Annotated in this window: 13 protein-coding genes; 8 read left to right on the top strand and 5 right to left on the bottom strand. The window is 63.3% G+C overall.

What is annotated here, in order from left to right:
* Window positions 1-75 precede the first annotated feature (75 nt).
* On the bottom strand, window positions 76-1,932 hold the full coding sequence (locus ATY75_RS03230) for an ABC transporter ATP-binding protein (protein ID WP_088936451.1): 1,857 nt from the start codon (window positions 1,930-1,932) through the stop codon (window positions 76-78).
* 382 nt (window positions 1,933-2,314) lie between these two features.
* Between ATY75_RS03230 and ATY75_RS03225 the strand changes: the two genes are divergently transcribed.
* Entirely contained in the window at window positions 2,315-2,776 is a 462-nt protein-coding gene (locus ATY75_RS03225; RefSeq protein ID WP_064840012.1) for a tRNA (cytidine(34)-2'-O)-methyltransferase, read from the top strand.
* Window positions 2,777-2,989: 213 nt separating this feature from the next.
* Complete coding sequence (locus ATY75_RS03220; protein ID WP_088936450.1) at window positions 2,990-4,636, top strand: Na/Pi cotransporter family protein; 1,647 nt, start codon at window positions 2,990-2,992, stop codon at window positions 4,634-4,636.
* Between the two features lie 3 nt (window positions 4,637-4,639).
* On the opposite strand, the gene ATY75_RS03215 is transcribed toward ATY75_RS03220, so the two are convergent.
* Complete coding sequence (locus ATY75_RS03215; protein ID WP_003565536.1) at window positions 4,640-4,900, bottom strand: hypothetical protein; 261 nt, start codon at window positions 4,898-4,900, stop codon at window positions 4,640-4,642.
* 180 nt (window positions 4,901-5,080) lie between these two features.
* Here ATY75_RS03215 and hemF point away from each other — a divergent pair, with 180 nt between their 5' ends.
* From hemF to ATY75_RS03200, 3 genes are all read left to right on the top strand, one after another.
* Window positions 5,081-5,992 (top strand): oxygen-dependent coproporphyrinogen oxidase, encoded by a 912-nt coding sequence (gene hemF / locus ATY75_RS03210; RefSeq protein WP_088936449.1) that lies wholly within the window; start codon window positions 5,081-5,083, stop codon window positions 5,990-5,992.
* A gap of 101 nt (window positions 5,993-6,093) precedes the next feature.
* Window positions 6,094-6,363, top strand: coding sequence for a hypothetical protein (locus ATY75_RS03205; protein ID WP_088936448.1), 270 nt, complete (start codon window positions 6,094-6,096; stop codon window positions 6,361-6,363).
* 115 nt (window positions 6,364-6,478) lie between these two features.
* Window positions 6,479-6,664, top strand: coding sequence for a DUF1059 domain-containing protein (locus ATY75_RS03200; protein ID WP_003565542.1), 186 nt, complete (start codon window positions 6,479-6,481; stop codon window positions 6,662-6,664).
* Here the strand turns inward: ATY75_RS03200 and ATY75_RS03195 are convergent, their stop codons facing one another.
* From ATY75_RS03195 to ATY75_RS03185, 3 genes are read right to left on the bottom strand one after another with little or no spacing between them, the layout of a single operon-like run.
* Window positions 6,665-7,918, bottom strand: coding sequence for a CCA tRNA nucleotidyltransferase (locus tag ATY75_RS03195; protein WP_088936447.1), 1,254 nt, complete (start codon window positions 7,916-7,918; stop codon window positions 6,665-6,667).
* Complete coding sequence (locus ATY75_RS03190) at window positions 7,915-8,565, bottom strand: CoA pyrophosphatase (RefSeq protein ID WP_064840021.1); 651 nt, start codon at window positions 8,563-8,565, stop codon at window positions 7,915-7,917. The genes ATY75_RS03195 and ATY75_RS03190 overlap by 4 nt, the downstream gene beginning before the upstream one ends.
* Window positions 8,562-9,185: a DUF1285 domain-containing protein gene (locus ATY75_RS03185; RefSeq protein ID WP_088936446.1), complete on the bottom strand. Its 624-nt coding sequence runs from the start codon at window positions 9,183-9,185 to the stop codon at window positions 8,562-8,564. Before ATY75_RS03185 ends, ATY75_RS03190 begins: the two co-directional genes overlap by 4 nt.
* A 158-nt stretch (window positions 9,186-9,343) precedes the next feature.
* Between ATY75_RS03185 and ATY75_RS03180 the strand changes: the two genes are divergently transcribed.
* Genes ATY75_RS03180 through ATY75_RS03170 form a run of 3 tightly spaced genes read left to right on the top strand, consistent with a single transcriptional unit; the run spans window position 9,344 to window position 14,098 of the window.
* Window positions 9,344-10,354: a MoxR family ATPase gene (locus tag ATY75_RS03180; RefSeq protein WP_088936445.1), complete on the top strand. Its 1,011-nt coding sequence runs from the start codon at window positions 9,344-9,346 to the stop codon at window positions 10,352-10,354.
* 13 nt (window positions 10,355-10,367) lie between these two features.
* Complete coding sequence (locus ATY75_RS03175; protein WP_064840025.1) at window positions 10,368-11,288, top strand: DUF58 domain-containing protein; 921 nt, start codon at window positions 10,368-10,370, stop codon at window positions 11,286-11,288.
* Window positions 11,285-14,098: a DUF4159 domain-containing protein gene (locus ATY75_RS03170; protein WP_088936444.1), complete on the top strand. Its 2,814-nt coding sequence runs from the start codon at window positions 11,285-11,287 to the stop codon at window positions 14,096-14,098. The genes ATY75_RS03175 and ATY75_RS03170 overlap by 4 nt, the downstream gene beginning before the upstream one ends.
* Window position 14,099: the final 1 nt, after the last annotated feature.

Here is a 14,099-nt window from a genome sequence, read left to right as displayed (position 1 = left end):
ACCGCTGGCAGGCACAATGTAAAGCCAGGATAGGAATTAAAGGCCCTCCCCGCTTCCCGCCGGGAGGGCCTTTTGTCATTCCGCCGCCTCTTCCGCTTCCTCGGCGTGATCGGAGAGGAAACCGCCGGACTGGCGGTTCCAGAGGTCGGCGTAGATGCCGCCGCTCTCGATCAGTTCGCCGTGCGAGCCGGCCTCGATGATCCGGCCCTTGTCGAGCACGATCAGCCGGTCCATCTCCGTCAGCGTCGACAGCCGGTGGGCGATCGCGATGACCGTCTTGCCCTCCATCAGGGCGAAGAGGTTTTCCTGGATCGCCGCCTCGACTTCCGAATCGAGCGCCGAAGTCGCCTCGTCGAGCACCAGGATCGGCGCGTCCTTCAGGAAGACGCGGGCGATCGCGATGCGCTGCCGCTGGCCGCCGGACAGTTTGACGCCGCGTTCGCCGACCTGCGCGTCGAGCCCTTGGCGGCCCTGCATGTCGACGAGCCCTTCGACGAACTCCCAGGCATTCGCACGCTTGGCAGCCTCGATGATCTCGGCATCCGAGGCGTCGGGACGGCCATAGGCGATGTTGTCGCGGATCGAGCGATGCAGCAGCGAAGTGTCCTGCGTCACCACACCGATCAGCGAGCGCAGGCTTTCCTGCGAGACGCCGGCGATGTCCTGCCCGTCGATGGTGATGCGGCCGCCCTCCAGATCGTAGAAGCGCAGCAGCAGGTTCATCAGCGTCGTCTTGCCGGCGCCGGAGCGCCCGACGAGACCGACCTTCTCGCCGGCCTTGATTTCGAGCGACAGGTTGTCGATCACACCCTTGCTCTTGCCGTAATGGAAGCGGATGCGGTCGTAGTGGATGGCGCCCTTCTTCGCCGTCATCGGAGGGGCGTCCGGCTTGTCGACGATGTCGTGCTGTTTGCTCATCATCTCCATGCCGTCATAGACCGTGCCGATATTCTCGAACAGCGCCGAGACTTCCCACATGATCCATTGCGACATGCCGTTGACGCGCATGGCGAGACCGATGGCGATGGCGATCGCGCCGACCGAGATCGCCCCGTTCAGCCAGAACCAGATCGACATGCCCGAGACGATGAAGAGCGCGATGCAGTTGTTCAGGTAGACGCTAATGTGGAAGAGCGTCACCTTCCGCATCTGCTTGTGCACGGTCTGCAGGAACTCGTCCATGCCTTCCCTGGCATAAACCTCCTCGCGGCCGGCATGCGAAAACAGCTTGACGGTGGCGATATTCGTATAGCTGTCGACCACGCGCCCCGTCATCATCGAGCGCGCATCCGCCTGGGCCGCCGCGATCTTGCGAAGCCGCGGCACGAAATAGCTGACGATGCCGATATAGACGGCGAGCCAGACGAGGATCGGGATCATCAGCCGCCAATCGGCCGCCGCGATGACGATGATCATCGTCAAGAAGTACGTCACGACGTAGACGAAGACATCGAGGATCTTCATCACCGTCTCGCGCACCGCCAGCGAGGTCTGCATCACCTTGGTCGCCACACGCCCGGCAAACTCGTTGGCGAAGAACGTCATGCTGTGGCGCAGCAGGAAGCGATGCATCTGCCAGCGCGCGCTCATCGGATAATTGCCGAGCAGCATCTGGTGCATGATGAGGGAATCGAGGCCGGCCGTCAGCGGCAGGCCGATCAGCACCAGCGCCGCCATCCAGAACAGCTTGTGGCCTTCCGTCTCAAGGAAGGTGGCGCGGTCGGCATTGGTCAGCCAGTCGACGATATCGCCGAGGAACTGGAAGAGCGCCACTTCGCCGACGGCGATCAGCGCCGTCAGCACGGCCATCAGGCCGAGCCAGGGCGCCGCCGGTTTGCTGTAGTGCCAGCAAAAGGCAAACAGACCCTTCGGCGGAGCGACGGGCTCCTCGCTCGGAAAGGGATTGAGTCGCTGTTCGAACCAGCCAAACATGAAATTGCTCCGAAACGTCAGCGTTTCGGCTCCCGGCTTCGCGCCATCCCGGCGCTATGCATGCACATATGGAGCCGAACGTTCAAGGGGCGAGGCTGAAGCAGCCGCACAATGGATCAAAAGGAAGTCAGGGAAGAAATGCGCCCTAGCGGCGGCGTGTCGCCCTAATCGGCATCACGGCGGGAAAGCGCATATCGAGCAAAATATTCATGACGGCCCTCCCTGCTGGCGATTGAAGATGTGCATGGATAACGCGAAAATCGCGAAATTTCCAGCCCTATAATGGCGTAATTTGAACGTTTCCGAGCCAAAACGCGCCCTGTTGCAGCGAAATGGCCGTTGCTTTAGGTCTCAACCATCCCAACGAAATAAGCGGCGTGTGATGACGGACCTCAGATTGGCACTCTATCAGCCGGATATAGCAGGCAATACCGGTACGATCCTGCGTCTTGCCGCCTGCCTGGGCTTCGCCGTCGATCTGATCGAACCGGCCGGCTTCGACGTTTCCGATCGCAACCTGAAACGCTCAGGCATGGATTATATCGCCGCGGCTGCACTGACCCGCCACGTCAATTGGGACCGCTTCGAGGCGTGGCGCGCCACGACCGGCCGCCGCCTGATCCTCGCCTCGACCAAGGCGGCAGACCGTTACACCGATTTTGCCTTCCGCCCCGACGACATCCTGCTTTTCGGCCGCGAAAGCGCCGGCGTGCCGGATCAGGTGCATGAGAAGGCGGATGCCCGCATCCTGATCCCGATGGTCGAGGGCCAGCGTTCGATCAACGTCGCGGTCTCGGCCGCGATGATCGTCGGCGAAGCGATGCGCCAGACAGCCTGGGCTTGACCGTCTGATGTTGGCCTGCACCGGCGTCGGCGAAATGGCCGATCAGCTCCGAACCCTGTTGGAAAATGACATTGTCAATCTGACAAATCAGTCTATATTTATTAGCCGAGCAAACAAAAATATTGCAATAGCCTCCACAATTTCAACAGTTTGGAAGGCTATATCAAGAGCGGCGCCTCTGCACACAGATGAAAGAAGAATAAAAACAAGAAAATGGATTCCACAATCATCATGATCAACCTGTTCGGCGCAGTGGCCTTGCTGCTGTTCGGCCTCGCGCAGGTGAAGGACGGCGTGTCCAGGGCCTTCGGCGCACGGCTGAGAACAGGGCTGGCCACCGGCACGCGCGGCGGTTTCCGTTCCTTTCTGTCGGGATTGGTGGCGACCATCGCGCTGCAGAGTTCGACGGCAACCGCCCTGATGACCGCATCCTTCGTCGAACGTGACCTGATCAAGCCGCGCATGGCACAGATCGTGCTGCTCGGCGCCAATGTCGGCACCGCGATCACCGCCTGGATCGTCGCCACCGGCATCGAATGGCTCTCTCCCTTGCTGATCCTCGCCGGCATCGTGCTTTACCGTGGCCGCTCCAGCGCCCGCCAGGGCGGCGGCGCGGCGCTGATCGGCATTGGTCTGATGCTGCTGTCGCTGCATCTGCTCGGCCTCGCCACGGAACCGATGCGCGCCTCACCGGCGCTCGCCGCCTTTATCGGCCTGCTGGACGGCGCGCTGCCCGTGGCGCTGCTCTTCTCGGCAGCTCTTGCCTTCCTCTCCTCGTCGAGCCTGGCGGTGGTGGTGCTTATCCTGTCGCTCGCCTCGGCGGGCCTGGTTTCGGCCGAACTCGTCATCGTGCTCGTGCTCGGCGCCAATCTCGGCGGCGCCATCCCGCCTGTCATCGCGACATTGTCCGGCCCGGTTTCGGCGCGGCGTGTCACGCTCGGCAATCTCGCAGTGCGCGCGCTCGGCTGCTTCATCGCCCTGCCGCTGGCGGGCTATGGCGCCGAACTCATCCAGATGCTGCCCTTCGGCCCGGCCAAACTGCCGGTCGACGCCCATCTCGCCTTCAATCTTCTGCTGGCAGCGCTTGCCTGGCCATTCTCCCGGTCGCTCGCGACCCTGATGGCCCGGCTGGTGCCGGATCAGGCCGAGCCTGACAACGCGCCGAAATATCTCGACGCGCAGGAGCTTTCGACACCCGTCATCGCGCTCACCAGCGCCACCCGCGAAGTGCTCGGCGTCGGCGACCTCATCGAGCGCATGCTGGTCCGGGTCTCGGAAGCCTTCGAGCAGAATGATGCCGGCAAGCTTGCCGAAATCCCGGCTCTCGAAGAGCGCGTCGACCGGTTGCAGCAGGCGGTGAAGGTCTATCTCTCGAAGCTCGGCCGTGAGGGGCTCAGCGACGAAAATGCCCGCCGCTCGATCGTCGTCATCGACTACGCGATCAATCTCGAACATATGGGCGACATCATCGAGAAAGGCTTGCGGGAAGAGGTGGCGAAGAAGATCTCGCTCGGCCTGAGATTTTCCGACGACGGCCATCAGGAACTGCGCAAGCTGTTCGATCTGACGATCGACAATCTGCGTGTCGCCCAGACGATCTTCGTCACCCGTGATTTCAATCTCGCGCGGCAGATGATGGAGGTAAAGGTCGAGGTGCGCCGGATGGAGAAGCAGTCGGCCGAGCGCCATCTGGAACGCCTGCGCGACGGCCGCGCCGACAGCCTGCAGACGAGTTCGCTGCATCTCGACATGCTGCGCGACCTGAAGCGCATCAACGCCCACATCGTCTCGGTGGCGCATCCGATCATGGATGAGAGCGGCCTGCTGATCGAAAGCCGCGTGCGACCCGCGGCGGAGTAACGGTCAATCGGCCGAAGGCAGGCGCCGCATCGTGAATTCGATCTGGTCGCCGTCGAGCTGGCGCCAGCTTTCCACCTCTGTCCAGTAGGCCGCCTTCGGATATTCGTCGAACCATTCGCGCGCTTTGGCGCGTGCGTCGAGGAGGCCGAGGCAATATGTCTCACGCACGAAATGGTCTTTCCGGCGGGAGGACGTTTCCGCCCGATGTCTTGCTATCCTGCGCTTCAGGCCGTCGAAGGACGGAGGTCCTGGAACTTTTTTCATCAAACCTACCTCTTCGGAAAAGGTAGTATCGAAATACTTGATTTGCGAGTCGAATCTTGGAAACGCCGGGCAGCCATGCCCTTGGCTTGGCGAGATGCGGCGCCACCTGCTAGACGTGGCCGGCAACGAGGAATGAGCGAGTCGCACCCCTTAACGGATGCCGCCCGCTGGAGGCGTGACATGGAAAGACCGGAACTGCCGATCGGCTTGCCTGAGGATATCGAAGAGAAGAAGGCCACCGCCCGCGCCTGGTTCGAAGGGCTGCGCGATACGATCTGCGCCTCCTTCGAAGCCCTCGAAGACGCGTTGGAAGGCCCGCTCTCCGATCAGGAGCCCGGCCGCTTCACCGCCAAGGACTGGTCGCGCGAAAACGGCGCCGGCGGTGGTGGCCGCATGTCGATGATGGAAGGCCGGGTCTTCGAGAAGGTCGGCGTCCACACCTCCACCGTTTATGGCGAATTCTCCCCGGACTTTCGCGCCCAGATACCCGGCGCCAAGGACGATCCGCGTTTCTGGGCCTCCGGCATTTCGCTGATCGCCCATCCGGTGAACCCCAACGTCCCCGCCGTGCATATGAACACCCGCATGGTGGTTACATCAAGCCGCTGGTTCGGCGGTGGCGCCGACCTGACGCCGGTCCTGTCGCGCCGCCGCACCCAGGAGGACGAGGACAGCCAGCTGTTCCACAAGGCGATGGAGATCGCCTGCCGCAATCATGCCGTCGCCGATTACGATGCCTACAAAGCCTGGTGCGACGAATATTTCTTCCTGAAGCACCGCAACGAGGCCCGTGGCATCGGCGGCATTTTCTATGACTGGCTGCATTCGAGCGAGGAGGCCGGCGGCTGGGACGCCGATTTCGCCTTCACCCGCGATGTCGGCCGGGCCTTTGCCATGGTCTATCCGAAGATTGTCCGCTCCAACTTCAATAAGCTGTGGACAGAGGCCGACCGTGACGAACAATTGATCCGCCGGGGCCGCTACGTCGAATTCAATCTGCTGTATGATCGCGGCACGATCTTCGGCCTGAAAACCGGCGGCAATGTTGAATCCATTCTTTCGTCCTTGCCTCCCGTCGTCCGCTGGCCATGAGACTGTGATAACTCGTCGATAAATTCGAGTTGATACCTTCACGAAAATTAAGCGCGTCCTAACTTTATATGTATGTGCGTAACAATCGGAGGAGGATTGTCATGACGATACAAAGTGGTTCGCCTGCGTCCACGGATGCCCAGGAAACATCCCGTACGATCGACACATCCGAGTTTCTGACGCGCATCGCAGAGAAACTGCGGGCCAAGAGTGGCTCGGATCTGCCGCTGTCCTGCTTCATCGAGCAGGTTAAGCTGCAGCTGGCCGGCGGAAAGTCGGCGGAACAGCTGCAGAACGAAGCAGCGGCCGCCAACAGCAACATGCCCGGCCAGCTTTCGGATACCTACAAAGCCTGGGCGATGCCCGACTGACACGGCTTTTTACTGGCCGGCATGTCGATGCCGGCCGGAACCTTCCCTCCCACCGCACATTCATAAATCGCGTTAAATCGCGATCGTCTTTGTGTTTTAAACAGAGGAGAAGACCATGCGACTTTTCGAATGCGGCACTCTCGTTCCGGGCTGCGCCTGGCATACACGGGCGGATAGCGACGCCGAGGTGGTCCGCCGCGCCGTCGAGCACCTCAAAAACGCTCACGGCGAAACCACGATCCGCGAGAACATGGTGGATAATATCAAGGCTCGCATCCGCGACGAGGTCAACGCAGCCTGATTATTGCACCCGTTCCTGCAGCCGGGCGAGCAGTGCCGCCCGGTCGGAAATGAAGTTTTCCTCCACCCACTGGTTTTCCAGGCCGGCGAGTAATTCGCCGACGCGCGGGCCGGAGGCTATCCCCGCAGACATCACATCGCCGCCGTTTAGCGGAAATTGCGGCTTCTTCCAGTTCGCGGCCTGATCCAGAAGCTTTGTAAGCCGCGCCGACCGCGCCATTTCGTCGAAATCCGCTTCAGCCTTGCCACGCGCCACGCCGAGCGCCAGCTTCAGCCGCGTCGTGATGCCCTCGGCCCCATTGCGGTACAGCAGCCGTTCGAAGGCGGCCGACGACATGTCGTCATTGACAGGTGCCGCCATCGCCCAGGCCTTGAGAGTGGCCGCTTCCGCATTCGAGAGCTTCAGCCGGGCCGCCAGCGCCTCCAGCCGCGCCGCATCGGGCGGCACGATCGCCGCCAGCCGCAGCAGCGGATCGGGCCTCCAGCCGAGCGCCTTTTCGGTTGAAATCAGCGAAGGGATCGCATCGATCCCCCATTTTTCCGTTTCCGGCAGGATTTCCGTCAGCACCGCCACCTGCCGCATCCAGAGCAACGCCCGGCCGGGATCGCCAGCGCTCAAGAGCTTCCGCAGTTCCGACCAGACACGTTCCGCCGACAGCGCCTTCAGCTTCGAGCGGGCCGCCGAACAGGCCTTCAGCCCCTCGGCATCCGGGCGCCCGGAGCCGTAATAGGCAAAGAAGCGGAAGAAGCGCAGGATGCGCAGATGATCTTCGGCGATGCGCTTTGCGGCGTCACCGATGAAGCGGATGTTGCGCTTCTCGATATCGGCAAGCCCGCCGACCAGATCCACCACCTCGCCCTTGGCATCGGCATAAAGCGCGTTGATCGTCAGATCCCGCCGTTCGGCGTCGGCCTTCCAATCGGTGCTGAAGGCGACCTTGGCGTGGCGCCCGTCGGTCTCGACGTCGGTGCGAAGCGTCGTCACCTCGAAGGGCTTGCCGTCGATGACGAGCGTCACCGTACCGTGCTGCAGGCCTGTCGGTACCGTCTTGATGCCGGCGGCCGCCGCCCGTTCCATGACGATCTCCGGCGTCAGCGTCGTGGCGATATCGATATCGCTGACCGGCAGACCCATCAGGCTGTTGCGCACCGCGCCGCCGACCACCCGCCCTTCCCCGCCATCGGTATTGAGAAGCGCAAAAATCCGGCCGAGCGCCGGGTCGCGGAACCATGCTTGGTCGGCAAGACCGGTCATGCATAAAGCCTTTCGTAAAGCGTGCGGACGATGCCGGCGGTGATGCCCCAGATCATTCTGGTTTCATAGGGCACACGGTAGAAATGCCGGTCGATGCCGTCGATGACACGCCTGTCGCGGGCATGGTTGGCAGGGTTCATCAGGAAGGACAGCGGCACCTCGAACACGTCAGCCACCTCGGCTGGGTTCGGGGTGAGCGCAAAGCCCGGCGAAACGACGCCGAGTACCGGCGTGATCCGGAAGCCGGTCGAGGCAAGATAATTCGGCAGCCGCCCAACGGTCTCGACGAAGGAACCGGCAAGGCCGATCTCTTCTTCCGTCTCGCGGATCGCCGCCATCTCAGGTGAGATATCGGATGGATCGATCGAGCCGCCGGGAAAGGCGATCTGCCCGGAATGCTTGCGCAGCGTCGCCGTGCGCTTGGTGAAGATCACATGCGCCTCCTCGCCGCCGTCGACGACGGGCACGAGCACGGCGGCGTCGCGCAGCTTGAAGGTCTCGACCTCGGCGACGATATCGGGATTGAGGATGTGGTCGCCGTGATCGCGCCAGGCATGGTCGACCGGCCCGCCATTCTGGTTGAGCGCGCGGCGGCGGAATTCGGCGGCTGAGAACAGCGGATAACGGTGGGCGATCGCATCATTCATCGGCAAAGAGCATCCAGTTCGTCGGCCGGCATCACCGGGAAGACCTCGCCGGCGGAGCGGATCGCAAACATCGCCTGCCCCTCCACGTCGAGGATCTCGCCAAGCGCGACCAGTTCATACATCACTGCACGCGACACCAGCGCCTCCAGCCGCCCGCGCACATGCAGATAGGGTTTCAGTTCGGCATTGCCGTCCGCAATCGCAAAGCGCAGCCGATGCTCTCCTCCCGCCTCCACGACATCGCCGACATTGGTGCGAAATGTCAGCGTCTGTTTACCCTGCCCCGCTGTCACACTCATCTCCACGGCAATGAACGGCGCGTCGGCGACCCTGATGCCGACCTTTTCCACAGGAGTTACAAGATAGGTTTTCTCGTCCTCGTCCTTGCGCAAAACCGTCGAAAACAGCCGCACCAGCGCCGGCCGGCCGATCGGCGTGCCCATATAGAACCAGGTGCCGTCGGCCCTGATCTCCATATCGATATCGCCGCAGAAAGGCGGATTCCACCGCTCGACCGGCGGTAAGCCGCGTTTTTTTCCGCCGCTTTCGTCGGACGCGCGCGAAATCATGGCGGCAAGTCCTGCCGCATCCGCCTGTCCGCTGATTTCCTCGGCTGCCATTCTTCCGTCCCGGTTTGTCCTTAACGAAGTGAAGTCACGAGATAGTCATTCGCAACGAACTTGTCAGCCCGTCGCATCTCCATAACTCTATCGAGTATGAGGCAGATGTATAAGTCCGCCGATTCGCTGCCGAATGATTTCAGCCGTTGGAGATGCCCGTGGGTATGATGAAGACCGAAGCCAGCCTCGATGAAAAGGCGATCGTCGCCGCTGCCGAAAAGGCGCTCTCCGATATCGCCGCCATCCGCACAGAAGTCTCGAAGGTGATCTTCGGTCAGGAAAGCGTCGTCGAGAACACCATTCTCGCCGTGCTGTCAGGCGGTCACGCTCTGCTCGTCGGCGTCCCCGGCCTTGCCAAGACCAGACTGGTGACGACGCTCGGCGAAGTGCTCGGCCTCGCCGCCAACCGCATCCAGTTCACGCCGGACCTGATGCCCTCGGATATTCTCGGCTCCGAGGTGATGGACCAGGACGACAGTGGACGCCGCTCTTTCCGTTTCGTCAAGGGCCCTGTCTTCGCTCAGCTGCTGATGGCCGACGAGATCAACCGTGCCTCGCCACGGACCCAGTCGGCGCTTCTGCAGGCCATGCAGGAATATCACATCACCATCGCCGGCCAGCGCTATGACCTGCCGGCGCCCTTCCATGTGCTCGCCACCCAGAACCCGCTCGAGCAGGAAGGCACCTATCCCCTGCCCGAAGCTCAGCTCGACCGCTTCCTGCTGCAGGTCGACGTCAACTATCCCGAGCTCGCTGCCGAACGCCAGATTCTGCTCGAAACGACCGGCTTGGGGGAAACCCGGCCGGCAGCCGTCATCGACGCACAGCGGCTGATCGAAATCCAGACCCTGGTGCGTCAGATGCCGGTGAGCGATACGGTGGTCGACGCCATCCTGGCGCTGGTGCGCTCCGCCCGCCCCGGGCAAGGCAATGCCTCGACCGACAAGAACGTCGCCTGGGGCCCCGGTCCCCGCGCCGGCCAGGCGATGATGCTCTGCGCGCGTGCGCGGGCGCTCTACGAAGGCCGTCTGGCGCCGTCGCTCGACGATATCTTCGCGCTTGCCGAACCCATTCTCCAGCACCGCATGGCGCTGACATTCGCCGCCCGCGCCGAAGGCATGTCGGTGCGCGACGTCATCGCCGGACTGGTCAAGCAGGCAAAGGGATAAGGAAGCCGGACGCGTGGCATCTATCGGACAGATCGTCAATCCGACGTCAGGCAGCGATGCCCTTTCCCGCGCCAGGCAGCGGGCCGCCCTGGTGCCCGACTGCCTGGTGGAAGCCAAGCGCATCGCCAACACGGTGATCGCCGGCTGGCATGGCCGCCGCAAACGCGGCATCGGCGAGAATTTCTGGCAGTTCCGTCCCTATGCCGAGGGCGAAAGCCTGTCGCGCATCGATTGGCGCCGCTCCGCCCGCGACGACCATACCTATGTGCGCGAGCGCGAATGGGAGGCGGCCCACACGATCTGGCTCTGGTGCGACATGTCGCCCTCGATGATGTACAAGTCGAGCTATGGCAGCGTCTCCAAGGAAAGCCGCGCGCTGGTCGTCATGCTGGCGCTGGCCGAAATCCTCGCCCGTTCCGGCGAGCGCATCGGCTGCCCGGGCATCATGGAGCCCGCCTCGAGCCGCAATGCCGCCGAGCGCCTTGCGGCCGCGCTCATGCACACGCCGCTGACCGGCGGCCTGCCGGAAACGGGAATGATCCGCGGCTGGAGCGACCTCGTCCTCATCGGCGATTTCCTCGATGACGCGCCGGCGATCATGGAACGCCTCGGCCCGCTCGCCCGCCGCGGCCTGCGCGGCCACGTGGTCGAAATATCGGATCCCGCCGAGGAAATATTCCCCTATAGCGGCCGCACCGAATTCACCGATCCGGAGAGCGGCGCCAGGCTTATCGCCGGCCGCGCCGAACACATCCGCGAGGCCTATCGCAACGCCTACCTCGCCCGCAGGGAAAGCCTCGGCCAATCGCTGCGTCACCTCGGCTGGACCTTTGCGACGCACCGCACCGATCATCTCGCCTCGGAGGCGCTGGTCGCGGTGCACATGTACCTGTCCGGCATGCCGGCCAAGGCAACGCATGGAGGGCAGCTGTGAACGCTCTCCCCTTCGCTTTCGCCTATCCTGCCATCCTCGGCGCCCTTGTCGCCTTGCCGGTCATCTGGTGGCTGCTCAGGCTGACGCCGCCACGCCCGAAGACCGAGGTCTTCCCGCCGCTGAAGATTCTCGCCTCCGTCTTGAAGCGCGAGGAGACCCCGGCTCAGAGCCCGTGGTGGCTGACGCTGCTACGCATGCTGCTCGCCGCCACCGTCATTCTTGCGATCGCCGATCCAGTCTTCAATCCGCGCACCAGTTCGCTCGCCTCAGGTGGCCCGCTCGTCCTCTTCGTCGACAACAGCTGGGCGGCAGCGCCCGACTGGGAGCGCCGCATCCAGACGGCCGACGCGTTGATAGACGACGCCGAATCCGCCGGCACGCCGGTGTCGATCGCCTTCACCGCCGATCCGACCAACGACGCCGTTCCAGGTACCGCCGCTGCCGCCCGCGACAAGCTGCGCGCCGCCGAGCCGCGGCCGCTGGTGCCGGACCGCGAGCGCGCCTTCCAGGCGCTGCGCGCCGCGCTGAACGGCACCAAGCCCGGCACCCTCGCCTTTCTGACCGACGGCGCCGCCGCCAAACCGGACGACGCGACGGTGCAAAGGCTGGCGGAACTCCAGCCCGCCGATCTCCGCCTGATCGAGGGTGATGCCGCCCGCACGGTCGCCATCACCGCGGCCAACAATGCGGCTGACGCCATGACCGTCAAGGTCACTCGGCTCAACAGTTCGCGTGCCGCATCCGTGGCGCTGAACGCCGTCGATACCCAGGGCCGCTCGATCGCCAACGGCAGGGTGGATTTCCGCCCCGGCCAGAGCGTTGCCACGAGTTCGATCACCGCGCCCTTCGAGATGCGCAACGATTTCGCTCGCGTCAGTGTCGATAACGGCGCAACGGCCGGCGCCGTCCATCTTCTCGACGACGCATTCAAGCGCCGCCGAGTCGTCCTGCTGTCGGGTGAAGGCGGGGATGAGTTTCAGCCGCTGCTCTCGCCGCTCTATTATATCCAGCGGGCGCTGCAGCCCTATGCGGATCTGATCCAGCCCAGCGATTCCGATCTTTCGGTCGCCATACCGAAACTTCTCGCCAGCAATCCCTCCATCATCATCATGGCCGATATCGGCCGTCTGCCTGAGGACACCTACGGACCGCTGACACGCTGGATATCGAATGGCGGCATGCTGTTGCGTTTCGCCGGCCCGCGCATGGCCGCAGCCCCTGCGGACGATCCGCTGATCCCGGTTATCCTGCGCCAGGGAGAACGGGCGCTGGGCGGCACATTGTCCTGGAGCGAGCCGCAGTCGCTGGCTGAATTTCCAAGTTTCGGGCCTTTCGCCGGCATAGCGCGTCCCGCTGATGTCGTCATCAAACGGCAGGTGCTGGCCGAACCGACGCCTGATCTGGCCGAACGCACCTGGGCGAGCCTGGCTGACGGCACGCCGCTCGTGACCATGAAGCAGCTCGCATCGGGGCAGATCGTCCTGTTCCACGTCACGGCGGAAGCGACCTGGTCCGACCTGCCCATCTCGGGCACTTTCGTCGACATGCTGCGTCACCTCCTGCAGATATCGCGTTCCGGCGGCGTGACATCGGAGGCGCGCGGCAATGCACGTGTCTCCGAAACCCTGCCGCCATTCCGCATGCTGACGGCCAAAGGCACGCTCGTCTCCGAGACGGGGTCGGCGCGGCCCCTCATTCCACAGGCCGGAGCCGAACCGACGGCGAATTTCGACAACCCACCCGGGCTCTACGGTTCGGAAGACGGTTTCACCTCCCTGAACGTACTGCCTGAGGACGCCGAACTGACGCCGCTTGCCATGGCGGGAACCAATGCCGTGCGCGAAGGGCTGATCGGCGGCGAAAGCTGGTCGGCAAAACCCGCGCTTTTTCTCGCGGCCTTTCTGCTGCTGCTGGCCGATAGCCTGGTCGTCCTGTTCATGAACGGCGCGTTCTCGCGATTGCGCCCGGCGGCCCGCGCTGCGGCGATAATCGCCATTGCGCTCGGTGCCGGCTTTTTCATGCAACCCGGCACGCTTCACGCCAACGACTCCCAGCCCGGCGACGACCTCATCCTGCAGAGGCTCGACAACACGCACCTCGCCTATGTCGTCACCGGGGAACGGGAAGTGGACGACATATCCGAGCGCGGCCTCGAGGGCCTCACCCAGTTTCTGACATTTCGCACCACGCTGGAGCCGTCGCCGCCCGTCGGCATCGATCTCACCAAGGACGAACTCGCCTTTTATCCGATCATCTACTGGCCGGTTTCGGCAACGGCGCCGATGCCGTCGACGGCGGCGATCAGCCGGATCGACGCCTATATGCGCAATGGCGGCACCGTGCTTTTCGATACGCGCGACCAAATCAGCGCATTGGACAATGGCGGCAATGTCAGCGCCAACGGCCAGAGGCTGCAGGAAATCCTCGCCAATCTCGACATTCCGCCGCTGGAACCGGTGCCATCGGACCACGTGCTGACGAAATCCTTCTATCTCCTGTCGAGCTTTCCCGGCCGTTACACCGGCAGCCCGCTTTGGATCGAGGCTCGGCAGGGCGGCCGTGAAGCGACCGAAAAATCGGCTGCGACGGCCGACGGCGTTTCGCCGATCCTGATCACCGGCAATGATTTCGCCGGCGCCTGGGCAGTCGACGACAACGGCGTGCCGATGCTGCCGACCGTGCCGTCCGATGAAGCCCAGCGCGAATATGCCTATCGTGCCGGCGTCAACATCATGATGTACATGCTGACCGGCAACTACAAGACCGACCAGGTCCATGTTCCCGACCTTCTCGAACGGTTAGGACAGTGAG

It is taken from the genome of Rhizobium sp. N122, from assembly GCF_002211295.1.
In the GTDB taxonomy this organism is placed as follows: Bacteria; Pseudomonadota; Alphaproteobacteria; order Rhizobiales; family Rhizobiaceae; genus Rhizobium.
Note: the sequence above shows the minus strand (reverse complement) of the source record. Positions and strands in the feature narration are given on the sequence as shown.